This is a genomic window from Polaribacter pacificus (genome assembly GCF_038024035.1).
Lineage (GTDB): Bacteria > Bacteroidota > Bacteroidia > Flavobacteriales > Flavobacteriaceae > Polaribacter > Polaribacter pacificus.
The window spans coordinates 1436280-1458953 of the sequence record NZ_CP150664.1; the positions used below are offsets into that span (position 1 = coordinate 1436280).

The window sequence follows — 22674 nt, forward strand, 5'->3', positions numbered from 1 at the left end:
TTGTTATTATTTAATTAATTCCTTGAAGTTATTATCCATTTCTAATAATTGACTTTCTAGATAAGATCAAATCAATAAAACCCTAGGAGTAAAATCACAAAACTTTTATGTCTCTTATTTCTCAGGGGGATTAAGGCTAATATTGGTGAAAAATTGAAAAGAATTGATAAGAAAAGCGTTACAAAAGCGTTACAATTTATACTTCATAAAAAAAGCCTACGCAGTACTGCGTAGGCTTTTTAATCACTATTTATCAATTGGTTATACGTTTCTAATAAGCTATCTCTTTATAAACTTCTTCATCGTACTAGTAGTATCACTTTCTATTTTTAATAAATACATCCCTGGTTTTAAACTACTGATGTTTAAAACCCCTTTTGAAGTATAGTCTTGTACCTCTAGAAGCTGTTTTCCGGTGATGCTATAGATCTTGATATGGGCTTTGTTTATATTCCCTAAATCTACATGTATAAAATTAGTTGCCGGGTTTGGATATACCTGAACTGTCTTAGACAATAAGACGTCTTCATCTACGCCTAATCGAATAACCGTTAACACCTGAACAACTGCTGTGGCTGGATGGTAATTTGCATCTCCAACTTGCGTAGCTGTAATGTTGGTCACACCTCCTGAAAGCACTGTTACTGTTTTACCAGAAATAGTTGCAACAGCTGTGTTTGAACTGCTATAATCTACGGCCAATCCTGATGAACTGGTCGCTGTTAAATCAAAAATATCTTGTGTATGGCTCAACGCTCCAAAGCTAATTGTTTGCGTGGCTTTGGTGATGGTGAAATCTTTAGAAACAAAGGCAATGCTGTAATTAGAATCTAATGCTCCAGATGGTGTAATGACATAGGTACCTGCATTCTCTCCTGCTGCTCTAGAGATACTCACTCCTGTATCTAAACTGGCTTCGGAATCTTCATTAACAAATCCAGTAATGGTATAGGTTAAAGTAGGCTCTGTTGTTCCATACACTTTGCTCTGTGCATTTGCTGTTACCGTTAAAGATCCTTTGTTTATTGTAAGTGTAATCTCTTTTGCTGCAGCTTCATAATTGGCATTTGCTGCAACACTTGCTTTGATTTTTACAGTACCTGCTTTTGTGATGGTCACATTTTTCCCTGATAAAGTAACTGCTCCTGTACCTCCTGCAACAACACTATAGCTAATGCTTGCTGATGAACTTGTGGTTGCCGTTAAATCAAAGGCTGCATCACCGTAAGTTTTTGATAAATTTGAAAACGTAATGGTTGGTGTTGCTTTTAGCTCAGTAGCAAAATTAAAACTTGTCTTGTCTAAAATACCTGCAAACGCATTGCCTGATGCATCCTTCAATGCAGTATTTGCAACTTGAACATAGTAATTCTTGCTTTTTAATAAATCTGCTGTTGGATTAATTGTAACCACCTTGTCTGTAATGCTAACTTGATCACTTGTAACTGCAATGGTTGCTACAACAGCATCATCTAAAGCATCATCTAAAGCATCATCTAAAGCATCATAAATTACAATGTTTCCTGTGCCTTTTGCCATGTTCTCACTAAAGGTAAGTGTTAAATTACTACCTACAGCAACTCCCGTAGCATCATCTGATGGGCTTGTACTAACAAGCGTTGGTACAGTTGTATCTAAAATAAGTTTATAAACACGTACCTGACCTGAATTATTTCCATTCACTCCTGCGTTATAAGGAGCTCCAATGGCAACCGTAGTTCCATCTGCACTCAAACTAACGGAATAGCCTGATTTATCATACTCAGTCTCCCCATCAATATCTGCTCCTACTTGTTTCCATGTATTATTAGTAAACCTATAAATGCGTACATGACCTGAATCAGTTCCATTTTCATCGTTTTGATATGCTCCAATGGCAACAGTTTTGCCATCAGCACTCAAACTCACTGAATATCCTGAGTGATCACCTGCAGCCTCTCCATCGATATCAGTTCCTACTTGCGTCCATACACTGTTAGCATAGGTATAAACGCGAACCTGACCTGAATCAGATCCATTTCCGTCATTTCCATTAGCTCCAATGGCAACCGTTTTTCCATCTGAACTCAAACTCACTGAAACACCTGAGTAATCACTTGCAGCCTCTCCATCAATATCGCTTCCTACTTGTACCCATGCACTGCCATTGTAAGTATAAATACGTACATGACCCGAATATGATCCATTTCCGCCATTTTGATTTGCTCCAATGGCAATGGTTTTCCCATCTGAACTCAAACTCACTGAACGCCCTAAGTTATCATATGAAGCCTCTCCATCAATATCAGTTCCTAACTGGGTCCAGGCACTCCCGTTATAAGCATAAATACGTACATGACCCGAATATGATCCATTTCCGCCATTTCCAATAGCTCCAATGGCAACCGTTTTTCCATCTGAACTCAAACTAACGGACCAACCTGAAAGATCATTTGCAGCCTCTCCATCAATATCGCTTCCTAACTGAGTCCAGGCACTGCCATTGTAGGTATAAACACGCACCTGACCTGATTTAGACCCATTTGCATCATTATAACGAGCGCCAATGGCCACGGTTTTTCCATCTGAACTCAAACTCACTGAAGTCCCTGAGTTATCTTCAGAAGCCTCTCCATCAATATCGCCACCTAACTGAGTCCAACTGCTATTCTTGTAACTATAGATACGAACGTGTCCAGCTCTAGAGCCATTTCCGTTGTTATAATAAGCACCTATAGCAACGGTTTTGCCATCGGCACTAAAACTCACTGAATACCCAGAGTTGTCGCCTAATGCCTCTCCATCAATATCACCGCCTACTTGTTGGACAATTTCTGTTCCTGTGAGTCCATTTTTTGGAAACACATAAACTGTAATATCTTGATCTTTTGTCTTGCTTAAATGATTAGTTGCTGTAACTTTAAAACTATATATATTGTTTGTATCTGCATCTGCAGGATTGCTCCAATCTGGAATTGCTGCAAAAGCAATTGCACCAGAATTTGCATCTATAGTAAAATCAGATGCATCTGTACCACTTAACGCATAGGTTACATTGGTATCAGCGCTTCCGCCTTTACCATCTGTTGCATTGACATCTAAAATGGTGCTTGTGGTAGCAATACCTTCTTCTTGTGTTACTGAATTTGATGATTCAAAAACTGGAGATGGTACAATTAATTTATAAATGCGTACATGACCTGAATTAGTTCCATTTCCACCATTTAAATAAGCACTAATGGCAACCGTTTTTCCATCGGCACTCAAACTCACGGAATTGCCTGTTCGATCACCTGCAGCCTCTCCATCAATATCTGCTCCTACTTGTACCCATGTACTACTTGTAAACCTATAAATGCGTACATGACCTGAATCAGTTCCATTTCCATCATTTACAGAAGCACCAATGGCAACCGTTTTGCCATCAGCACTTAAACTCACTGAATATCCTGATAGATCACCTGCAGCCTCTCCATCGATATCAGTTCCTACTTGCGTCCATACACTGTTAGCATAGGTATAAACGCGCACCTGACCCGAATATGATCCATTTCCGCCGTTTTGACTTGCTCCAATGGCAACGGTTTTCCCATTTGAACTCAAACTCACTGAAATACCTGAGTAATCACCTGCAGCCTCCCCATCAATATCGCTTCCTACTTGTACCCATGCACTGCCATTGTAAGTATAAATGCGTACCTGACCTGAATCAGATCCATTTCCGTCGTTATAATAAGCACCAATGGCAACGGTTTTCCCATCTGAGCTCAAACTCACTGAACGCCCTAAGTTATCATACGAAGCCTCTCCATCAATATCAGTTCCTAACTGGGCCCAGGCACTCCCATTATAAGCATAAATACGTACATGACCCGAATATGATCCATTTCCGCCGTTTCCATTAGCTCCAATGGCAACCGTTTTTCCATCTGAACTCAAACTCACTGACCTACCTGATCGATCACCTGCAGCTTCTCCATCAATATCGCTTCCTAACTGTATCCAGGCACTGCCATTGTAAGTATAAACACGAACCTGACCTGAATCAGGTCCATTTCCATCATTATTAGTAGCTCCAATTGCCACAGTTTTTCCATCGGCACTCAAACTCACTGAAGTCCCTGAGTAATCACCAGCAGCCTCTCCATCAATATCAGTTCCTAACTGGGTCCAGGCACTGCCATTGTAATTATAAATGCGTACATGACCTGATTCAGCCCCATTTCCGTCGTTATAATAAGCACCAATGGCAACGGTTTTACCATCGGCACTAAAACTAACTGATGCCCCTGAATAATCATAAGAAGCCTCACCATCAATATCACCGCCTACTTGTTGGGCAATTTCTGTTCCTGTGAGTCCATTTTTTGGAAACACATAAACTGTAATATCTTGATCTTTTGTCTTGCTTAAATGATTAGTTGCTGTAACTTTAAAACTATATATATTGTTTGTATCTGCATCTGCCGGATTGCTCCAATCTGGAATTGCTGCAAAAGCAATTGCACCCGAATTTGCATCTATAGTAAAATCAGATGCATCTGTACCACTTAACGCATAGGTTACATTGGTGTCAGTGCTTCCGCCACTACCATCTGTTGCATTGACATCCAAAATGGTGGTTGCAATTGCTGTCCCTTCTTCTTGTACTACTGAATTTGAGGATTCAAAAACTGGTGTCGGTACAATTAATTTATAAATGCGTACATGACCTGAATTAGTTCCATTCACTCCTGCGTTATAGGGAGCTCCGATGGCAACCGTAGTTCCATCAGCACTTAAACTCACTGAACGTCCTGATTGATCACTTGCAGCCTCTCCATCAATATCTGCTCCTACTTGTGTCCATGTATTACTTGTTAACCTATAAATGCGTACATGACCTGAACCTGACCCATTCACTCCTGCGTTAGAGCGAGCTCCAATGGCAACCGTAGTTCCATCTGAACTTAAGCTTACTGAATACCCTAATTCATCATTTGCAGCTTCACCATCAATATCAGTTCCTAACTGGGTCCAGGCACTGCCATTGTAAGCATAAACGCGCACGTGCCCAGAATTAGATCCATTCACTCCTGCGTTATTAGTAGCTCCAATGGCAACCGTTTTACCATCGGCACTTAAACTCACTGAGTATCCTAAGTAATCACCAGCAGCCTCTCCATCAATATCCCCACCTAACTGTACCCATGCACTGCCATTGTAATTATAAATCTGTACATGACCTGAATCAGATCCATTTCCATCGTTTTTACGTGCTCCAATAGCAACCGTTTTACCATCAGTACTTATGCTTACTGAATACCCTAACTCATCATTTGCAGCCTCTCCATCAATATCAGTTCCTAACTGAGTCCAGGCACTGCCATTGTAGGCATAAACGCGCACGTGTCCTGAATTAGATCCATTCACTCCTGCGTTAGGGTGAGCTCCAATAGCAACCGTTTTGCCATCTGAACTTAAACTAACGGAATAGCCTGCTTTATCACTCGCAGCCTCTCCATCAATATCCCCGCCTAACTGAGTCCAGTCACTACCATTATACCAATAAACACGCACCTGACCTGAATTAGATCCATTTCCATCGTTTTGAGTTGCTCCAATGGCAACCGTTTTGCCATCAGCACTCAAACTCACTGAAGTCCCTGAGTAATCACCAGCAGTCTCTCCATCAATATCCGTTCCTAACTGGGTCCAAACACTGCCATTGTAAGCATAAACGCGCACGTGCCCTGAAGCAGATCCATTCACTCCTGCGTTAAGGTGAGCTCCAATGGCAACGGTTTTGCCATCTGAACTAAAACTCAATGATTTCCCAGATAGATTACCTGCAGCCTCTCCATCAATATCTCCGCCTACTTGTTGGGCTATTTCTGTTCCTGTGAGCCCATTTTTTGGAAACACATAAACTGTAATATCTTGATCTTTTGTTGTGCTTAAATTATTAGTTGCTGTAACTTTAAAACTATATATATTGTTTGTATCTGCATCTGCAGGATTGCTCCAATCTGGAATTGCTGCAAAAGTAATTACACCAGAATTTGCATCTATAGTAAAATCAGATGCATCTGTGCCACTTAACGCATAGGTTACATTGGCATCAGTGCTTCCGCCACTACCATCTGTTGCATTGACATCTAAAATGGTGGTTGTGGTAGCAACACCTTCTTCTTGTACTACTGAATTTGAGGATTCAAAAACCGGTGAAGCACTTTTTGCTCCTCCAAATTTTCTAGTATCTATTTTAGGTTCTTTATGAATATCCGTATCAGAAACAGATACAGTTTCATCTATATTTACTATTGGTGCAAACTCCATAATACCAGGATTAGGACTTTGCCCAAAAATAAGACTATTGACAAATAGCATTAAAAAAAGAAAAGAGAAAGAATAAGTAGTTTTAGTCATGGTACAATTCTTTAATATTGATTTAGTTGATTTTGAAATAACTTTTATAAAATTATATGCATCGAGATAAAAAACAAAAGAGATGAATTCTCAAAAGAGCATCCCTTTTTCTTAATTAAAGGCTAAGATTGATAAAAAAATGAAAAAAACCGGTAAGAAAAGCGTTACAAAAGCGTTACAATTTATACTTCATAAAAAAAGCCTACGCAGTATTGCGTAGGCTTTTTAACTATTGAATATCAGACAATTAATTATTATTTTTTTATAAACTTCTTCATCGTACTAGCAGTATCACTTTCTATTTTTAACAAATACATCCCTGATTGTAAGCTTGCGATGTTTAAAACCTCTTTTGAAGTATAGTCTTGTACCTCTAGAAGCTGTTTTCCGGTGATGCTATAGATCTTGATATGGGCTTTGTTTATATTCCCTAAATCTACACGGATAAAATTAGTTGCTGGGTTTGGATATACCTGAACTGTCTTAGACAATAAGACATCTTCATCAACGCCTAATCGAATAACCGTTAGCACCTGAACAACTGCTGTGGCTGGATGGTAATTTGCATCTCCAGATTGCGTAGCTGTAATGTTGGTCACACCTCCCGAAAGCACTGTTACTGTTTTACCAGATATGGTTGCAACAGCTGTGTTTGAACTGCTATAATCTACGGCCAATCCTGATGAACTGGTCGCTGTTAAATCAAAAACATCTTGTGTATGGCTCAACGCTCCAAAAGTAATTGTTTGCGTGGCTTTGGTGATCGTAAAATCTTTAGAAACAAACGCAATGTTGTAATTTGAACCTGAAGCACCAGATGGTGTTATGGTATACGTACCTGCATTTTCTCCTGCTACTCTAGAGATACTCACTCCTGTATCTAAACTGGATTCGGCATCTTCATTAACAAATCCAGTAATGGTATAGGTTAAAGTAGGCTCTGTTGCTCCATACACTTTGCTCTGTGCATCTGCTGTTACTGTTAAAGCTGCTTTGGTGATGGTGAAATCTTTAGAAACAAAGGCAATGTTGTAATTTGAACCTGAAGCTCCAGATGGTGTAATGGTATACGTACCTGCATTTTCTCCTGCTACCCTAGAGATACTTACTTCTGTATCTAAATTGGCTTCGGTATCTCCATTAACAAACCCAGTAATGGTATAGGTTAATATAGGTTCTGTTCCTCCATATACTTTGCTCTGTACATCTGCTGTTACAGTTAATGCTACTTTGGTGATGGTAAGCGTAATCTCTTTTGCTGCAGCTTCATAATTGGCATTTGCTGCAACACTTGCTTTGAATTTTACAGTACCTGCTTTTGTGATGGTCACATTTTTTCCTGATAAAGTAACTGCTCCTGTACCTCCTGTAACAACGCTAAAGGTAACTGGTGCTGATGAAGTTGAGGTTGCCGTTAAATCAAAGGCTGCATCTCCGTAAGTTTTTGATAAATTTGAAAACGTAATGGTTGGTGTTGCTTTTACAACCACTGTTACCGCAACTCTATTGGTAGTATAATTTGGGGTACCTGTTATAATTAGCTCTGCATAATAAGTAGCTGTAGTTAAAACTACTGTGTTCTCTAAAGCAGTACCGCCTGTAGCAGCAGTATACCATTTTACAGTTGCTCCTGAACCTGGTGTTGCAACTAAATTAGCTACCGTTGGGTTGGCACTACTTAAAAAACTTTGGCTTGATTCACTGACTTTTTTGGCAGTTACAGCAAATCTTGCTGTACTTTCTGATCCGTTTACCGTCTGACTTGCATAATAAACAGTGTCATTTATTAATGTTGTAGTACCTTCTATAGCAACTCCTCCTGTTGCTGCCGCGTACCATTTTATGGTGCTACCTGTTGCTACTAAACTACTAACGGTTGCTGAACCTGCATAACTTTGTGTAGCCTCGCCGGTTGGTGCTTCTGGGATTGGCTCTGCTTGTAACTCATACGCTCCTAAATCAAGAACATCAGTAGTTGCAACTCCATCAAACAAACGTGTCTTACCTGCTGCATCTTTTTCTGAAGCAATAGTACCTGTATAAAAGGTATTATCTCCTCCATTAATTGCTGGGTTTAGCACACTTGTGTTTAAACTGTAATCGCCGTTGCTAGAATCTTTAAATATCTTTTCTTGAGTTAATCCTGTTGTTGTTTCTGTTCCGCTTTGATCATATAACTTGCCTTGTACAATGGTCTTTTTTAGAGTATATGAACCTGTTCCGTAACTTGTAATTTCATTCCAAACAATACTATTATATATTGATGCTGTTGAGGTATGTATATAGATTCCTGCGCCAGCTGCAGTCGCAGAATTACCAACAATCGTTGAGTTGATAATTTTTGATCCAGAACTTGCACTATCGTAAATAGCGCCTCCATATTCATGAGCATTATTTCCTGTAAAAAAACTACTGGTGATAACAGGCTTAGAACTGTTATAATTATAGATAGCAGCTCCACATGAACCAACTTTATTATCTTTAAAAATACTCGCCGTTACCTTTGGTGATGAAGAATGATTATTAAAAATTCCACTTCCATAATCACTTGAATAATTATTGATAAAAGTACTGTTCTCAATAGTAGGTGAAGAGGCGTCTAAATACATTCCACCTCCATAATTTCTTAAAAATGATTTGGTGTTGACAAGTATGGTCCCGGATCCGGATGCATTTGCTCCGATAATTGTAAAGCCATCCAAACGCGCAGTACCCACATCATCAGCACTTATAACAATATGATATGCATTGTCTGTGTTATTGCCAATACTCAAGGTGCTTGCTGACCCTGAAACCGAATCATCATCATTAAAATCACCACTCAAAGTTGTTTTATTTGCCGTAAGACTTAAATCTCTTTCTGCTAAAGTGGTTTCTGCGCCTGCAAAACCGCCGTAGAGCTGAACATTTTTAACCATTAAAAATGAATTGTCTTTTGCATCAGTTCCTACAGCAAAATTTTTGCCATCTTCTGGCGTATATTTTGGTTTGTAGGTGCCTTTTGCAACCCAAATCTGTAAAGGTGTTGTGCTAAAATTTGCTTTTTTAGCATTTGCCCAAACCAAGGCATCTGCTAATTCTGGAACTGCGTTTGCCCAAGAATCTCCCTTGTTATTTCCCGTCGCTCCCTTTTTCACATACAGTACATTGTTTGTATCAGTTAACAATGAAAAAGATTTTTCTTGCAACTCATAAGCTCCTAAATCTATTATATCTGTAGCAAGATCACCATCATACAAACGGGTCTTGTCTGCAAAATCCTTGTCTGAAGCTAATGTACCTGTGTATAAAGAATTATTTCCGGCATTGACCGCTAGACTGTATTTGTGTAAGGTGTAATCACCATTAGCTGCATCCTTAAAAACAGCTTCCGGAGCTAGCCCTGTAACATCAATGTTTCCATTGGTGGTATCAGTTCGTTCTTTTATAATGCTATTTTTACTGATTAATGTCGAATAACTAAAAATGGTACCCCAAACAATCGTATTGTAAATATTTAGTGTAGATGAACCATTAAACAATTCATCTCCAGAACTATTCGCGGCATTTCCGGTTAGAGTGCTGTTTATAATCGTTGTATTAGAACTGGATGAGTTTGATAATCCACCTCCATATCTCTGAGCTCTATTACCCTTAAACACACTGTTTATAATTTTAGGTAACCCTTTAGTATTAGACATTCCACCACCATAGCCATTTGTATCAGATGCCGTATTTCCTGTAAAAAGACAGTTAATAATCGTAGGTGAAGCACTGTTATTATTGTCCATTCCGCCACCAACTCGAGCATTATTAGCACTAAAAGTGCAATTGACAATGGTAGGAGATGAAGCGTAATTATACATTCCTCCCCCATATCCTTTCCAAGTTACTTTTTCGTTTACAGTAACTAATTTATTAATACTAGCATTACCTCCAGTAATCGTAAAACCATCCAAACGTCCGGCCCCTACATCACCGGCACTCAAAACCACTTGATATGCATTTTCTGAATTGTTTGTAATACTTAAAGTACTTCCAGATCCCGTTATCAGATCATCGCCATTAAAATCACCACTTAAAATAGTTTTGTTTGTTGCTATACTTAAATCTCTTTCCGATAACAAAGTTTCTGTACCTGCAAAACCGCCGTAAAGCTGTACATTTTTAACCATCAAAAAAGTATTATTCTTGCCATCACTTAACATATTTTTACCATCTTCTGGACTGTGCTTTGGTTGATACGTGCCGCCTGCTACCCATATTTGCAAAGTTGAATTTGTGAATTTTGACTTATAAAGATGGGCCCAAGCCAAGGCCTCTGCTAATTCTGGGACTGCGTTTGCCCAAGAGCTTCCGTTTCCATTACCACCACTTACATTTTTCTTAACGTAGAGAATATTGTTTGTTGGTAACATTTCATAAGCCTCTGACTGCAATTCATAAGCACCTATATCAATGTTGTCTAAATTTTGTTCACCTGCAAACAAACGTGTATTGCCTGCTATATCTTTGTCGGTTGATAGCGTACCTGTATATAAATCATTGTTTCCGCTATTTACCGCTAATCCTTTTTTATTTAAACTAAAATCGCCATTAGCCGGGTCTTTAAATAGCTCTTCTTTTGTTGTTGTGTTGCTAGTTGCAGTATTGTCTTTATTATAAAGTGTACCTTGGTATATGCTATTTTTAAAAGTAATATTGCTCCCACTAGCTCCTAAAACTGAATTCCAAACTATGCTGTTAACCAATGTAATATCATTGGAACCTCCTTTAATAGCATTATTTGAACTTGTTGTATTGGCATTAAATGTAGAATTTATTATGGTAATATTTGAAGTTGTAAAGAGAGCACCCCCTAAATCTGAAAAATTATCTATAAAGACATTATTTATAATGGTAGGGGTTGAACCGGCAAAGGTTAACCCTCCTCCATAACTTGTTGTACTACCAGAACTAATGGCGCTATTTTTAGTAAAAAAAGAATTGCTAATTTTTTGGGAGGTACTGCCATCACTAAACAATCCTCCTCCGGTAACTGCTATATTCTCGCTAAAAACAACATTGGTAATTGATGGAGATCCTCCTTTATTATGTATTCCACCACCGCTATGTTCTGATTTATTTCGACTAAAGGTACTATTGGCAATGGCAGGAGAAGAATTTTCATTGAAAAGACCTCCACCGTATCCAGTATTAGTCCGAACTGTATTTACATACATATAAGTTGCGTAAGTAGCATTCCCTCCAGAAACAGTAAAACCATCTAATCGAGCAGTCCCTACATTACCTACACTATATACAACATGGTAGGCATTTTCTGTATTATTACCAATACTTAAAGTACTACCAGAGCCTGTAATGGTGTCATCTCCATTAAAATCACCACTTAAAATAGTTTTATTTGCCGTATTGCTTAAATCTCTATTGGCAACGGCTGTCTCAGTCCCTGCAAAACCACCATACAGCGCTACATTATTAATTAATAGAAAGGCGTTTTTTCGTCCTGAATCTACAAAGTTCTTACCATCTTCTGGACTATACATTGGTTTATAGGTCCCTTTTGCGACCCATATTTGTAAAGACGTTGTTGTAAAATCAGCTTTATTTTCATGTGCCCATAAAAGTGCATCTGCTAATTCTGGAATGGCGTTTGCCCAAGAATCTCCTGTTTTATTACCTGTTGCTGTTTTGTTTACATATAAAATACCATTTGTAGGGGTAATTTTTAAAGGTTCTGCCTGAAATTCATAAGCACCAAGATCTATAACATCTGGGTCTGGTATTCCTGCAAATAAACGGGCATTACCCGCTAAATCTTTGTCTGTAGCAATTGTACCTGTGTATAAAGTATTATCTCCTGCATTGATTGCTGGACTAAAAGCATTTAAACTGTAATCCCCGTTTGCGGAGTCTTTAAAAAGGTCTGTAGCTGTTAAATTTGTAGTAGTTGCAGTACCAGTATTGTCATAACTTTTGTCTGCTATGATACTGTTTTTATATACTGGAGAAGAACTAGCATCATAAACAGTTCCTGTAATGATGGAATTGTAAACTTTTGTTGAAAAAGTATCATTATACATACCCCCACCATCATTTGTAGCAGTATTTCCGCTAAAAGTAGAATTGGTGATTGTTGGTGAAGAGTTATTCTTATTATACATCCCTCCACCACTTTTAGCTGAAGTATTTCCGATAAAAGTGGTATTGGTAATTGTTGGAGAAGAGTTATTATCGTTATACATACCCCCACCATAATTTGTAGCAGTATTTCCGCTAAAAGTAGAATTGGTGATTGTTGGAGAAGAGTTGTTATTATACATCCCTCCACCTCTAATTTTAAGAACATATTGAGTATTGACTGTTAAATTCGAACTTCCACCTGCACCCCCCCCAGTAATGGTAAATCCATCTAAACGAGCGGTACCAACAGCGTCAGTGCTAATTACTACGTGGTAGGTATTATCTGCAGTATCATTAACTGTACCTATATCTCCGCTTAAAATTGTTTTATTAACGCTTAAACTTAAATCTCTATCTGTTAACAAAGTTTCTGTACCTGCAAAACCACCGTACAATTGCACGTTGTTTACCATTAAAAAGGCATTGTCTCTAGTTTGGTCTGTACCAAAATTAGCCCCATTTTCTGGGCTGTATAGTGGTTTATATGTCCCTTTTGCTACCCAAATTTGTAAGGGCGTTGTGGTAAAATTTGCTTTGTTTTTGTTTGCCCAAACCAATGCATCTGCTAATTCTGGAATGGCGTTTGCCCAAGAGCTTCCGTTTCCATTACCACCACTTATATTTTTCTTAACGTAGAGAATGTTGTTTGTTGGTAACAATGTTAATGTTGTAACTTCTATTTTTGTTGGATTCGTCTGCAAATTAGGAGTTCCTTCATCATCTTGTGCAACCACATACACATCATAAGCTGTGCCTTCTGTTAAACCTGTAACACTAAAATTATGGGTAAAACCTCCTGAAGTTACAGTTGTATTGCCACTAGCAACTACACTTGCACCACCATTACCTGTTCCAGCTTTTACTTCTGCTGCTGTTGGTGCAGTTGCGCCATCTGCCAAAACTACATAATAAATAGTACCTGCTTCATCTATATCTGTTTCTAACGTAAAACCTGTTGTTGTTATGGATGCTGTTGCTGGCTTGCTGGTTTCAAAAACGGGTGCAATAATATCAAAATTTGCAGCTAAACCTGGTGTGCCTCTTATTGGCAAATTATTAAGATAAGCAGGACCTGGTATACTTGTTCTAAAATCTCTTACATCGTTAGAAGCTGACCAATTAGCTCCAACATTATTATCTGATGTTATATCACGTAATTCCATGGACGGTCCATCACCATTAACGCCTGTCGGCCAAGGAGAGCTATTATCATAATGTACATAATCTACAATGCGATTTACATCATCTACTAATTCAATTTCTTCTCCTCCATTGCTTAAACTTTGAGAACCCACCAAACTTGCATCGGCTGTACCAGCTCCAAACGCGGCCTCGAATGAAGCTACCTTAACTGCAATTACAAAATAGGCTCCTGCAGCAATTGAACCTGTTGTAAATGTGTGTGTAACACCTTTAGAAAAAGAATATCCTGTAAGATCTACTGTAGCAGTTCCTGCATTATACAACTCTATATATTCATTTTCATCTCCACCTGATTCTGGTGGATTGTACATTATTTCACTAATTACAATCTTTGCTAAAGGCTTAAATGTTTTTACAGAAACCAATGTTGCACTTGCTTGTAAAAGCGGTGTAGTTTCATCATCTTCTGCTACAACATATACATTATAGGTTGTATTTTCTGTTAAGCCTGTAATATTAAAATCATTTGTAAAATCTCCTGAAGTTACGGCTGTATTACCACTGCTAATTGCACTTGCACCCCCATTACCTGTACCTGCTTTTACTTCTGCTGCTGTTGGTGCAGTTGCGCCGTCTGCTAATACTACATAGTAAATTGTTCCTGCTTCATCGATGTCTGTTTCTAACTTAAAACTTGTTGATGTTATTGAAGTTGTTGCTGGTGTACTGTTTTCAAATACTGGTGGCGCTGAAGCCTCTGCAGTAAAGATAGAAGTAGTTTTGTTTGTAACCCCTACAGAATTATTGCGCTGTACTTGAAATTGACTATTAACTTGCGGTGTAAGGCTGGTAGGTTGCAAATTGACCGGCATCCTTTCAGGATTATGGATAAATTGTGCCTGTAATGTCGAAAAAATGCTTACGAGAGTAAACAAAACTAAAAAGTAATTTTTTTTCATGAGATACATAATTAATAAGTATTTAATGATGCCACTATATTTTATTAAGTTCCTTAATGCTATTGTCTATTTGTGTTAGTTGGGTTTCATAAAAACACCAAACCAACATAAGCAGCAATAGCCCAAATAACAGAATGAAAAGAATTCCTCTCTTCTTTAATTTATTTTTTAGTAGCATAGGGCAAAGTTTTATAAAAAAACCTACATATCTATTAAATTAAGCGTTACAAAAGCGTTACAATATCAAGAGCCTATTAAACAATTATTTAAACACTTTTTTGAGCAAAAAAGACTGACATTAAAGGGTTTAAGATGTAAAAAAAAGATAAAAACCCTTGTAAGAATAGATTCTTAAGAGAGATTCTGCGTTTTATAATGAAGTAAAGACATAAAAAAACCGACACAATTCTGTGTCGGTTTCTTACTAACTATTTTAATATTGGATTATCCTCCAAAGTCATCAAATCTGATGTTCTCATCGGCAAGACCAAAATCTTCACCCATTTTCTGAACAGCTTGATTCATTAAAGGAGGTCCACAGAAGTACAATTCTAAATCTTCTGGAGTTTCATGATGACTTAAGTAGTTATCGATTACACAATTGTGTATAAATCCTAAAAACCCGTCACCTTCTGTATCATTAATGTCTTTCTTTACCTTCCAATTATCTGATTCTAATGGATCAGACAAAGCGATATAGAATTTGAAATTTGGAAAATCTTTTTCCAAAGCTCTAAAGTGTTCTATATAAAACAATTCAGCCTTAGAACGTCCTCCATACCAATACGTAACTTTTCTACCTGTCTTTAAGGTTCTGAATAAGTGATACAAATGCGATCGCATAGGTGCCATTCCAGCTCCTCCACCAACATATAACATTTCTGCATCAGACTCATTGATAAAGAACTCACCATAAGGACCAGAAATTGTACATTTATCACCTTTCTTTAGGTTAAAGATATACGAAGATGCAATCCCAGGATTGACATCCATCCATCCGCCTTTTACTCTATCAAAAGGAGGTGTAGCAATACGTACATTTAACATAATTTCTCTTCCTTCTGCAGGGTAAGAAGCCATAGAATAAGCTCTTTCTACAACTTCTGAGTTTTTCATAACTAATGGTCTTAAATTAAATTTATCCCATTCAGCTTCAAACTTATCTGGCGCATCGTGCTCTTCTGGATGCGCTGTGATATCCATATCAGAATATTTGATTTCACAAGGTGGAATTTCAATTTGAATATACCCTCCTGCTTTGTAACCCATATCTTCTGGAATCTCTACAACAAACTCTTTAATAAAAGTAGCAACATTGTAATTTCTAACTACAACTGCATCCCATTTCTTGATTCCAAAAATTTCTTCTGGAATAGAAATATCCATGTCTTGTTTTACTTTTACCTGACAAGCCAAACGAGCACCATGTGCTAATTCTTTACGAGTAAAGTGAGGTGTTTCTGTTGGCAAGGCTTCACCTCCACCAGAGTTTACATGACACTCACATTGAATACAAGTACCTCCTCCACCACAGGCAGATGGTAAAAATATTTTTTCGTTTCCTAAAGTAGACAAAAGAGATCCTCCTGAACCTACTTCGATAACGCGTTCTCCATTGATCGTGATTTTTACAGGCCCTGACGGAGATAATTTTTGTTTTACAAATAATAACAATGCAACCAATAACAAAGTTATTACTAAGAATGCAGCTACTGTAGCCGCTATTGTTCCTAATGTACTTGCTGCTAATATCATTATTTTAGTATTTCTTTAGTGTTGTTCGCTAATTCTTTTTTCTTCATCTCTTCTTTAGCTTTTACCTGGTCTTTGTTGACTTGTACAGCTTCTGTTTTTGGAGTTTCTTTCGCTTCTTCATCGCCTCCGGTTAACATCCCTCCAAAACTCATAAATCCAATAGCCATCAAACCTGTTACAATAAAAGTAATTCCCAATCCTCTTAAAGGTGCTGGAATGCTTGAGTATCTAATTTTTTCTCTAATTGCCGCAATCGCTAAAATGGCTAAAAACCATCCAATACCAGATCCAATTCCATAGGTAGTTGCTAAACCTAAAGTAGCGATCTCACGAGATTGCATAAATAAAGATCCTCCTAAAATTGCACAGTTTACAGCAATTAAGGGTAAGAAAATACCCAAAGAGTTGTATAGTGAAGGAGAAAATTTTTCTACAATAATTTCTACCAATTGTACCATGGTTGCAATGGTTGCAATAAACAGGATAAATGATAAGAAACTTAAATCATATTCTGCATATTCTGGACCTAACCAAACCAATGCGCCTTCTTTTAATATATATTGATCTAACAACCAGTTTAAGGGTACAGTAACGGCTAATACAAATATAACCGCAGCTCCTAAACCAACCGCTGTAGATACCTTTTTAGAAACAGCTAGGTATGAACACATTCCTAAGAAGGTTGCAAACACCATGTTGTCTATAAATATCGATTTGAAAAATAATTCTATATGTTCCATATTATTTCAATTTTCAGTTATCAATTATCAGTTATCAATTTTAAACATTGAGTTTTGATAATTGCTTACTGTTTATTCTTCTATTAATGCTTCGTTTCTACTACGTTGGATCCAGATGATAATTCCTACAACAATCAATGCCATTGGCGCTAACAACATAAAACCGTTGTTTTCATATCCAAAAGCATACAAGCCTGTTTTTTCAATAGGGTCTCCTAATACTTTAAACCCTAATAAGGTTCCAGAACCAAGTAATTCTCTAAAGAAACCAACAATGATTAAGATAACTCCATATCCTAATGCATTTCCGATTCCATCTAAGAAAGATCTCCAAGGACCGTTGGCCAAAGCAAAAGCTTCAAAACGTCCCATAATAATACAGTTGGTAATAATCAAACCAATAAATGCACCTAAAGTTTTACTTAGTTCATAAGCAAAAGCTTTTAATACTTGATCAACAATAATCACCAAGGTTGCAACAACAATAAGTTGTACAATAATTCTAATTTTTGAAGGAATGATATTTCTCATTAAAGAAATAACCACGTTTCCTACACCTAACACAAACAATACAGATACCGCCATTACAATAGAAGCTTTAAGCTCTGCTGTAATTGCCAATGCAGAACAGATTCCTAAAACTTGAATCGTAATTGGATTATTATCTGCAAATGGATCTGTGATTAATGCTGCGTCTTTTTTTGATAAAAGTCCCATATTAATTTGTTTTTAAAGTGTTAAAGAATGATACATATTTTTTCAACTCAGATTTGATCATTGCTGAAACACCGTCACCAGTAATAGTGGCACCTGCTATTGCATCTACTTCGTTATCTGTTTTATCTTCGTTCTTTGGATCGTTGTTTGATTTTGAAATGTTGATTCCTTTAAAACTATCATCTTTCAATAGGTGTTCGCCAATAAAATCATCCATAAAGAAACGTTGCTTGATGTTTGCTCCCAAACCTGCTGTTTCTCCTTTATGATCAAAATATGCTCCTTGAACAACCATATTCTCATCCATTCCAACATAAGCCCAAACGGCATCCCAAAGACCTTTCCCTCTAATTGGAGCGATGTAAAATTTCTTTCCATCTTTCTCTCCAATAAATAGAGGCAATCTTCTTTCTTTACCTTCTTTTTCTGCAGTTTGTTCTTTTTTAATATCGATCAAATACGCTTTAGGGTCTTCAGTGATTTTATCTCCTTGAATAACCAATTGCTTTGTGATGTATTTTGAAAAAACTTCAGCTACTTTATCTTTAGAAATAAAAATAGCATTGGTTTCATCATTTTCATTTACGCCCATGGCGTATAATATATTTTGCTGCTTTTCAATACGCTTGTTTTCATCGATTGTTGGTTTCAACGCCGATGCAAAAAACGCTAATAAGGCCCCTACTATCAACACCATTCCGGCTGCAAATAATACTGTATATAAATTACTATCTGTTTTTTTAGACATAACTATGCAGTTTTAGCTTTTAAACGTTTCTTTCTTCTTTTTACATTTCCTTGAACCACATAATGGTCAATTGTTGGAGCAAACACATTCATTAATAGAATTGCTAACATAACTCCTTCTGGATATGCTGGATTAAACACACGTATCATGATTGAAATAAAACCAATCAAGAAACCGTAAATCCATTTTCCTTTGTTTGTTTGTGATGCAGTTACTGGATCAGTAGCCATATACACGGCTCCAAAAGCAAAACCACCAATTAATAAGTGATGCCAAAAAGGAGTGGTCATTAAGCTGTAAAACTTACTGCTTTCTCCAATCCATCCTTGATCAACAACAGCATTAAAAATTAATCCCATTGCCAAGGCACCTAAAGTTGCACTAAGCATGATTCTCCAGCTTCCTATTTTTGCAAAAATCAAAAACAGTGCGCCAAGAAGGATCATCAATGTAGAAGTTTCTCCGACTGATCCCGGAATAAATCCTGCAAACATATCCCAAGCAGAATACACAACTTCTTTTCCTTGTGCCAAACTTCCTAGAATAGTTTCTCCAGAAATCGCATCAGGCGTTCCTGCATTTTCTACAGCTCCGGTTACCCAAACTTTATCTCCTGACATCCATGTTGGATAAGCAAAAAATAAAAAGGCTCTAATGGTTAAGGCTGGATTTAAAATATTCATTCCTGTTCCTCCAAAAACTTCTTTTCCGATAACAACACCAAAAACGACAGCTACTGCTAACATCCAAAGTGGAATATCAATAGGAACAATTAAAGGCACTAACATTCCTGTTACTAAATAGCCTTCTTCAACTTCATGCCCTTTAATCACCGCAAAAATAAATTCAACCAAAAGTCCAATTCCGTAAGAAACGACTACCAATGGTAAAATCTTAATTGCACCAATAAAAAAGTTATCTAAATTCCAAAAGTCTCCACTAAAGAAAGACATTCCAGAAGTAAAGTTTCCATTAACAGCAATATTGTGTTGAAAACCTGCATTAAACATACCGAAAAGTAAACATGGAATTAATGCCATAATTACTATATTCATCGTACGTTTTAAATCATCAGCCGCTTTAATATGAGTTCCTCCGTGAGTCGTCTCATTTGGCAAATACAAAAAGGTATGGATTGCATTAAATGCAGGAGCCATTTTTGTCCCTTTATATTTTTCTTTTAAATTATGTAAATTTTGTTTTAAGCCCATAATCTTATCCTAATTCTTCTCTCATTAAATCCAACCCTTCACGAACAATTTTCTGATGAGGTTGTTTTGATACACAAATAAATTCTGTCAAAGCAAAATCTTCTGGCGCAATCTCATAAGCACCTAAAGCTTCCAATTCATCTAGATCTTTATACATACATGCTTTTAACAATTGCATTGGATATATATCTAACGGAAAAACTTCTTCATAAGAACCTGTAACTACAAATGCTCTATGCTCACCGTTTGTATTGGTATTCAAATCGTATTTTTTCTTTGGATTTAACCAAGAAAAAGTTAATGCTCTAGAAGTAGACACTTTATTAAAGACAGGTTTGTTCCATCCAAAAAGTTCGTAATCATCTCCTTCTGGGATTGCAGTAATCTCGGCATCGTAATACCCTAATGCATCCTCTAAAGAAACTTGAGTTCCTGAAAGTACATTTCCGCTAATAATACGTGTATTATCTGCATCCAAATTATCTTTTACAACATCTTGAATCATAGCACCTGGATAGGCAGTAACATAAGATGGTTTGTTAAATTTAGACCCTGCTAAAGCGATGGTTCTTTTTGGATTAAATTTCCCTGTTAACAACAACTCTCCAATAACCAAAAGGTCTTGAGGTGTTATTGTCCAAACCACTTCTCCTTTGTTGATTGGATTTATTTGAGCGATCTGCGTGCTTATGTTTCCAACCGGGTGAGGCCCGTATAGCTTGTGCAACTCAAATCCTTTTAACTCATTAAATGGTGATAAGGTTGAATTTTTAGAAACAGAAACATGAACCTTTCCTTCTGTTAGCTTCCCAACAGCAGTAAGTGCAGCTTGCAACTCAGCTTGTTTACCTTTTAAAATGAAGTCGTAATCAGCAGCAATAGGTGCACTTGCATATCCCGAAATAAAAATCGCTTTTGGCGTTTGATTGGGATTTGCAATTACGTCATACGGACGTTGTTTTACAAAGGGCCAACATCCTGAGGCTAGCAAATGTGCTTTTACCTCTTCTGAAGACATGCTTGAAGCATCTTTTGATCCAAAGTCTTTGTGTTCATTTTTTGAATTCGCAAGTATTTTAATTGCTAATACTTTACGTCGTTCGCCACGAACTATTTCTTCTATCGTACCACTTACCGGAGATGGGAAGATCATGCGTTCATCACTTTTTGAATAAAAAAGCGAATCTCCTGCTTTGACTTCTGCACCGACTTTTGCTACAAGTTTAGGAATAATTCCGTGAAAATTCTTTGGCTGTATCGCATAAACCCCACCAATTGGTAACTCAGTGGTCGTTTGTTCTGCTTCGCCAACAAGTTTGATATCCAAACCTTTTTTTATACGGATGTCTTTTGACATAGTAAATATGACTTTTAATTATCTTAAAAAAACATGCAAATTTAAAAATTTTGCAAACCTTACTCGAATAAAACAACTGATATCTTTTTAAGATTCACTTATTTATAATTATTCTAAATAAAATAAAATTTTCTTTTTATTTTATTTAGTAGGTTTGCAATCAATACTACTAAAAACTCCCTCAAAAATAGCCGTAGATTTGTATGAGAAAAACACCTATTTGTTTCGTTGCTTTTATTTTTTTTACAGGGATTTCTTTTGCTCAAAAGGAACAAGCCTCCTATATTAAATCAGCTGCTTTTGAAGGTACTAACAAAGCCCTAAACACAACATTTGTTCCATTAGGCACTCCATTGGTTTTTAGCTTTGATGACCTAGAAGCCGATCAAAAAACGTATGAATACAAAATTGAGCATATGAGCTTTGATTGGAAACCCAGCTCACTTTTCTCGAATGAATACATTGATGGCTTCCAACAACAAACAATCCAAGAATATGAAAACTCATTTAACACCCTTCAGGATTACACACATTACAAAATAGAAATACCAAACAGCACCTTAAAAATTAAAAAAAGCGGAAATTATCAAATCTCTATCATTGACCCTCTTGGAAACATTGTCTTAAAGAGGCGTTTTACCTATTACGAAAACCTTGTGCAAATAGCAGCCAAGGCCCTAAGGAGTAAAATTTCAGGTCAGAGTTTAACAGATCAGGCCGTAGAGTTTACCATTAACCACCCACAACTTCGCTTTAACAATCCAAGCGAAGAACTTAAAATAGCCTTAGTCCAAAACAATAATTGGCAAACAGTAATTACCCAATTTGATGAACCTTATTACAAGAGAAATCAATTAGTTTACAATGCAAACTCTGGCGGCAACTTTAAAGGGGGAAACGAATTTTTAAATTTTGACAACAAGGCAATTTCTGCCACCAACTTAAAAATTCAAAAAGTAGAAAAAAAACAAATCTATCATCATATTTTACACCAAGATGAGCCAAGAGCTAACAAGCCCTACACCTACAGTCCAGACATTAATGGAGCCTTTTTAGTTAGAGCCTTAAACAGCAGCAGCGCTACAGAAGCAGATTATGCACGCATCTATTTCTCTTTAAAAACCCAAGACTTAAAAGATCAAAAGATATATGTATATGGTGCTTTTAACAATTATGCAACAGGCCTAGAAAATGAAATGCACTACAACAAAGAAACGGATAGTTATACCGCAAGCTTGTTACTTAAACAAGGATTTTACAACTATAACTACATCAGCCTTGACAATAAAAACAAGCCCAATCTAACAGCGTTTAGCGGCTCTTTCTACCAAACCGAAAACAGTTATACCTTACTAGTTTACTACCGCCCAATGAACTCAGATTTTGACAGAGTCATAGGCGGGCAGACATTTTTTTTTAAACAAACTCAATAAAAATTAGAGCAAGCTTTCTTATTTCTTAGGAAAGTTGTTATATTTGAGTACACAAGCTGACC

The 22674-nt window shown here is 37.1% G+C and carries 9 protein-coding genes; 1 reads left to right on the forward strand and 8 read right to left on the reverse strand.

Annotated elements, in window-relative coordinates:
• Window positions 1-279: 279 nt before the first annotated feature.
• The 8 genes from WHC90_RS06530 to WHC90_RS06565 form a co-directional block, all read right to left on the reverse strand.
• Window positions 280-6387 carry an MBG domain-containing protein gene (locus tag WHC90_RS06530; RefSeq protein WP_188597676.1) on the reverse strand — a complete coding sequence of 2036 codons (6108 nt, stop codon included), beginning with the start codon at window positions 6385-6387 and terminating at the stop codon, window positions 280-282.
• Window positions 6388-6641: 254 nt separating this feature from the next.
• Window positions 6642-14564 (reverse strand): MBG domain-containing protein, encoded by a 7923-nt coding sequence (locus WHC90_RS06535; protein ID WP_188597677.1) that lies wholly within the window; start codon window positions 14562-14564, stop codon window positions 6642-6644.
• Between the two features lie 531 nt (window positions 14565-15095).
• A complete protein-coding gene (gene nqrF, locus WHC90_RS06540; protein WP_188597678.1) occupies window positions 15096-16406 on the reverse strand; it encodes an NADH:ubiquinone reductase (Na(+)-transporting) subunit F in 1311 nt (436 codons plus the stop codon).
• Window positions 16406-17146, reverse strand: a complete 741-nt coding sequence (gene nqrE / locus WHC90_RS06545; RefSeq protein WP_188597679.1) for an NADH:ubiquinone reductase (Na(+)-transporting) subunit E — start codon at window positions 17144-17146, stop codon at window positions 16406-16408. The genes nqrF and nqrE overlap by 1 nt, the downstream gene beginning before the upstream one ends.
• 72 nt (window positions 17147-17218) lie before the next feature.
• Window positions 17219-17863: an NADH:ubiquinone reductase (Na(+)-transporting) subunit D gene (locus WHC90_RS06550; protein ID WP_188597680.1), complete on the reverse strand. Its 645-nt coding sequence runs from the start codon at window positions 17861-17863 to the stop codon at window positions 17219-17221.
• A 1-nt stretch (window position 17864) separates the two neighbouring features.
• Entirely contained in the window at window positions 17865-18611 is a 747-nt protein-coding gene (locus tag WHC90_RS06555) for a Na(+)-translocating NADH-quinone reductase subunit C (RefSeq protein WP_188597681.1), read from the reverse strand.
• Window positions 18612-18613: 2 nt separating this feature from the next.
• Window positions 18614-19822, reverse strand: a complete 1209-nt coding sequence (locus tag WHC90_RS06560) for an NADH:ubiquinone reductase (Na(+)-transporting) subunit B (protein WP_188597682.1) — start codon at window positions 19820-19822, stop codon at window positions 18614-18616.
• A 4-nt stretch (window positions 19823-19826) separates the two neighbouring features.
• Window positions 19827-21179 (reverse strand): Na(+)-translocating NADH-quinone reductase subunit A, encoded by a 1353-nt coding sequence (locus WHC90_RS06565; RefSeq protein WP_188597683.1) that lies wholly within the window; start codon window positions 21177-21179, stop codon window positions 19827-19829.
• A 203-nt stretch (window positions 21180-21382) separates the two neighbouring features.
• On the opposite strand from WHC90_RS06565, the gene WHC90_RS06570 reads away from it, so the two are divergent.
• The gene (locus WHC90_RS06570) at window positions 21383-22612 is read left to right on the forward strand and encodes a DUF5103 domain-containing protein (RefSeq protein WP_188597684.1); all 1230 of its coding nucleotides are present in this window, start codon (window positions 21383-21385) and stop codon (window positions 22610-22612) included.
• Window positions 22613-22674 lie beyond the last annotated feature (62 nt).

Excerpts from the sequence above, each read along its gene's own strand:
- WHC90_RS06535 (WP_188597677.1), bottom strand. The coding sequence starts at position 14,564 with ATGCCGGTCAATTTGCAACCTACCAGCCTTACACCGCAAGTTAATAGT.
- WHC90_RS06570 (WP_188597684.1), top strand. The coding sequence starts at position 21,383 with ATGAGAAAAACACCTATTTGTTTCGTTGCTTTTATTTTTTTTACAGGG.
- WHC90_RS06565 (WP_188597683.1), bottom strand. The coding sequence starts at position 21,179 with ATGTCAAAAGACATCCGTATAAAAAAAGGTTTGGATATCAAACTTGTT.
- nqrF (WP_188597678.1), bottom strand. The coding sequence starts at position 16,406 with ATGATATTAGCAGCAAGTACATTAGGAACAATAGCGGCTACAGTAGCT.
- WHC90_RS06560 (WP_188597682.1), bottom strand. The coding sequence starts at position 19,822 with ATGGGCTTAAAACAAAATTTACATAATTTAAAAGAAAAATATAAAGGG.
- WHC90_RS06550 (WP_188597680.1), bottom strand. The coding sequence starts at position 17,863 with ATGGGACTTTTATCAAAAAAAGACGCAGCATTAATCACAGATCCATTT.
- nqrE (WP_188597679.1), bottom strand. The coding sequence starts at position 17,146 with ATGGAACATATAGAATTATTTTTCAAATCGATATTTATAGACAACATG.
- WHC90_RS06530 (WP_188597676.1), bottom strand. The coding sequence starts at position 6,387 with ATGACTAAAACTACTTATTCTTTCTCTTTTCTTTTTTTAATGCTATTT.
- WHC90_RS06555 (WP_188597681.1), bottom strand. The coding sequence starts at position 18,611 with ATGTCTAAAAAAACAGATAGTAATTTATATACAGTATTATTTGCAGCC.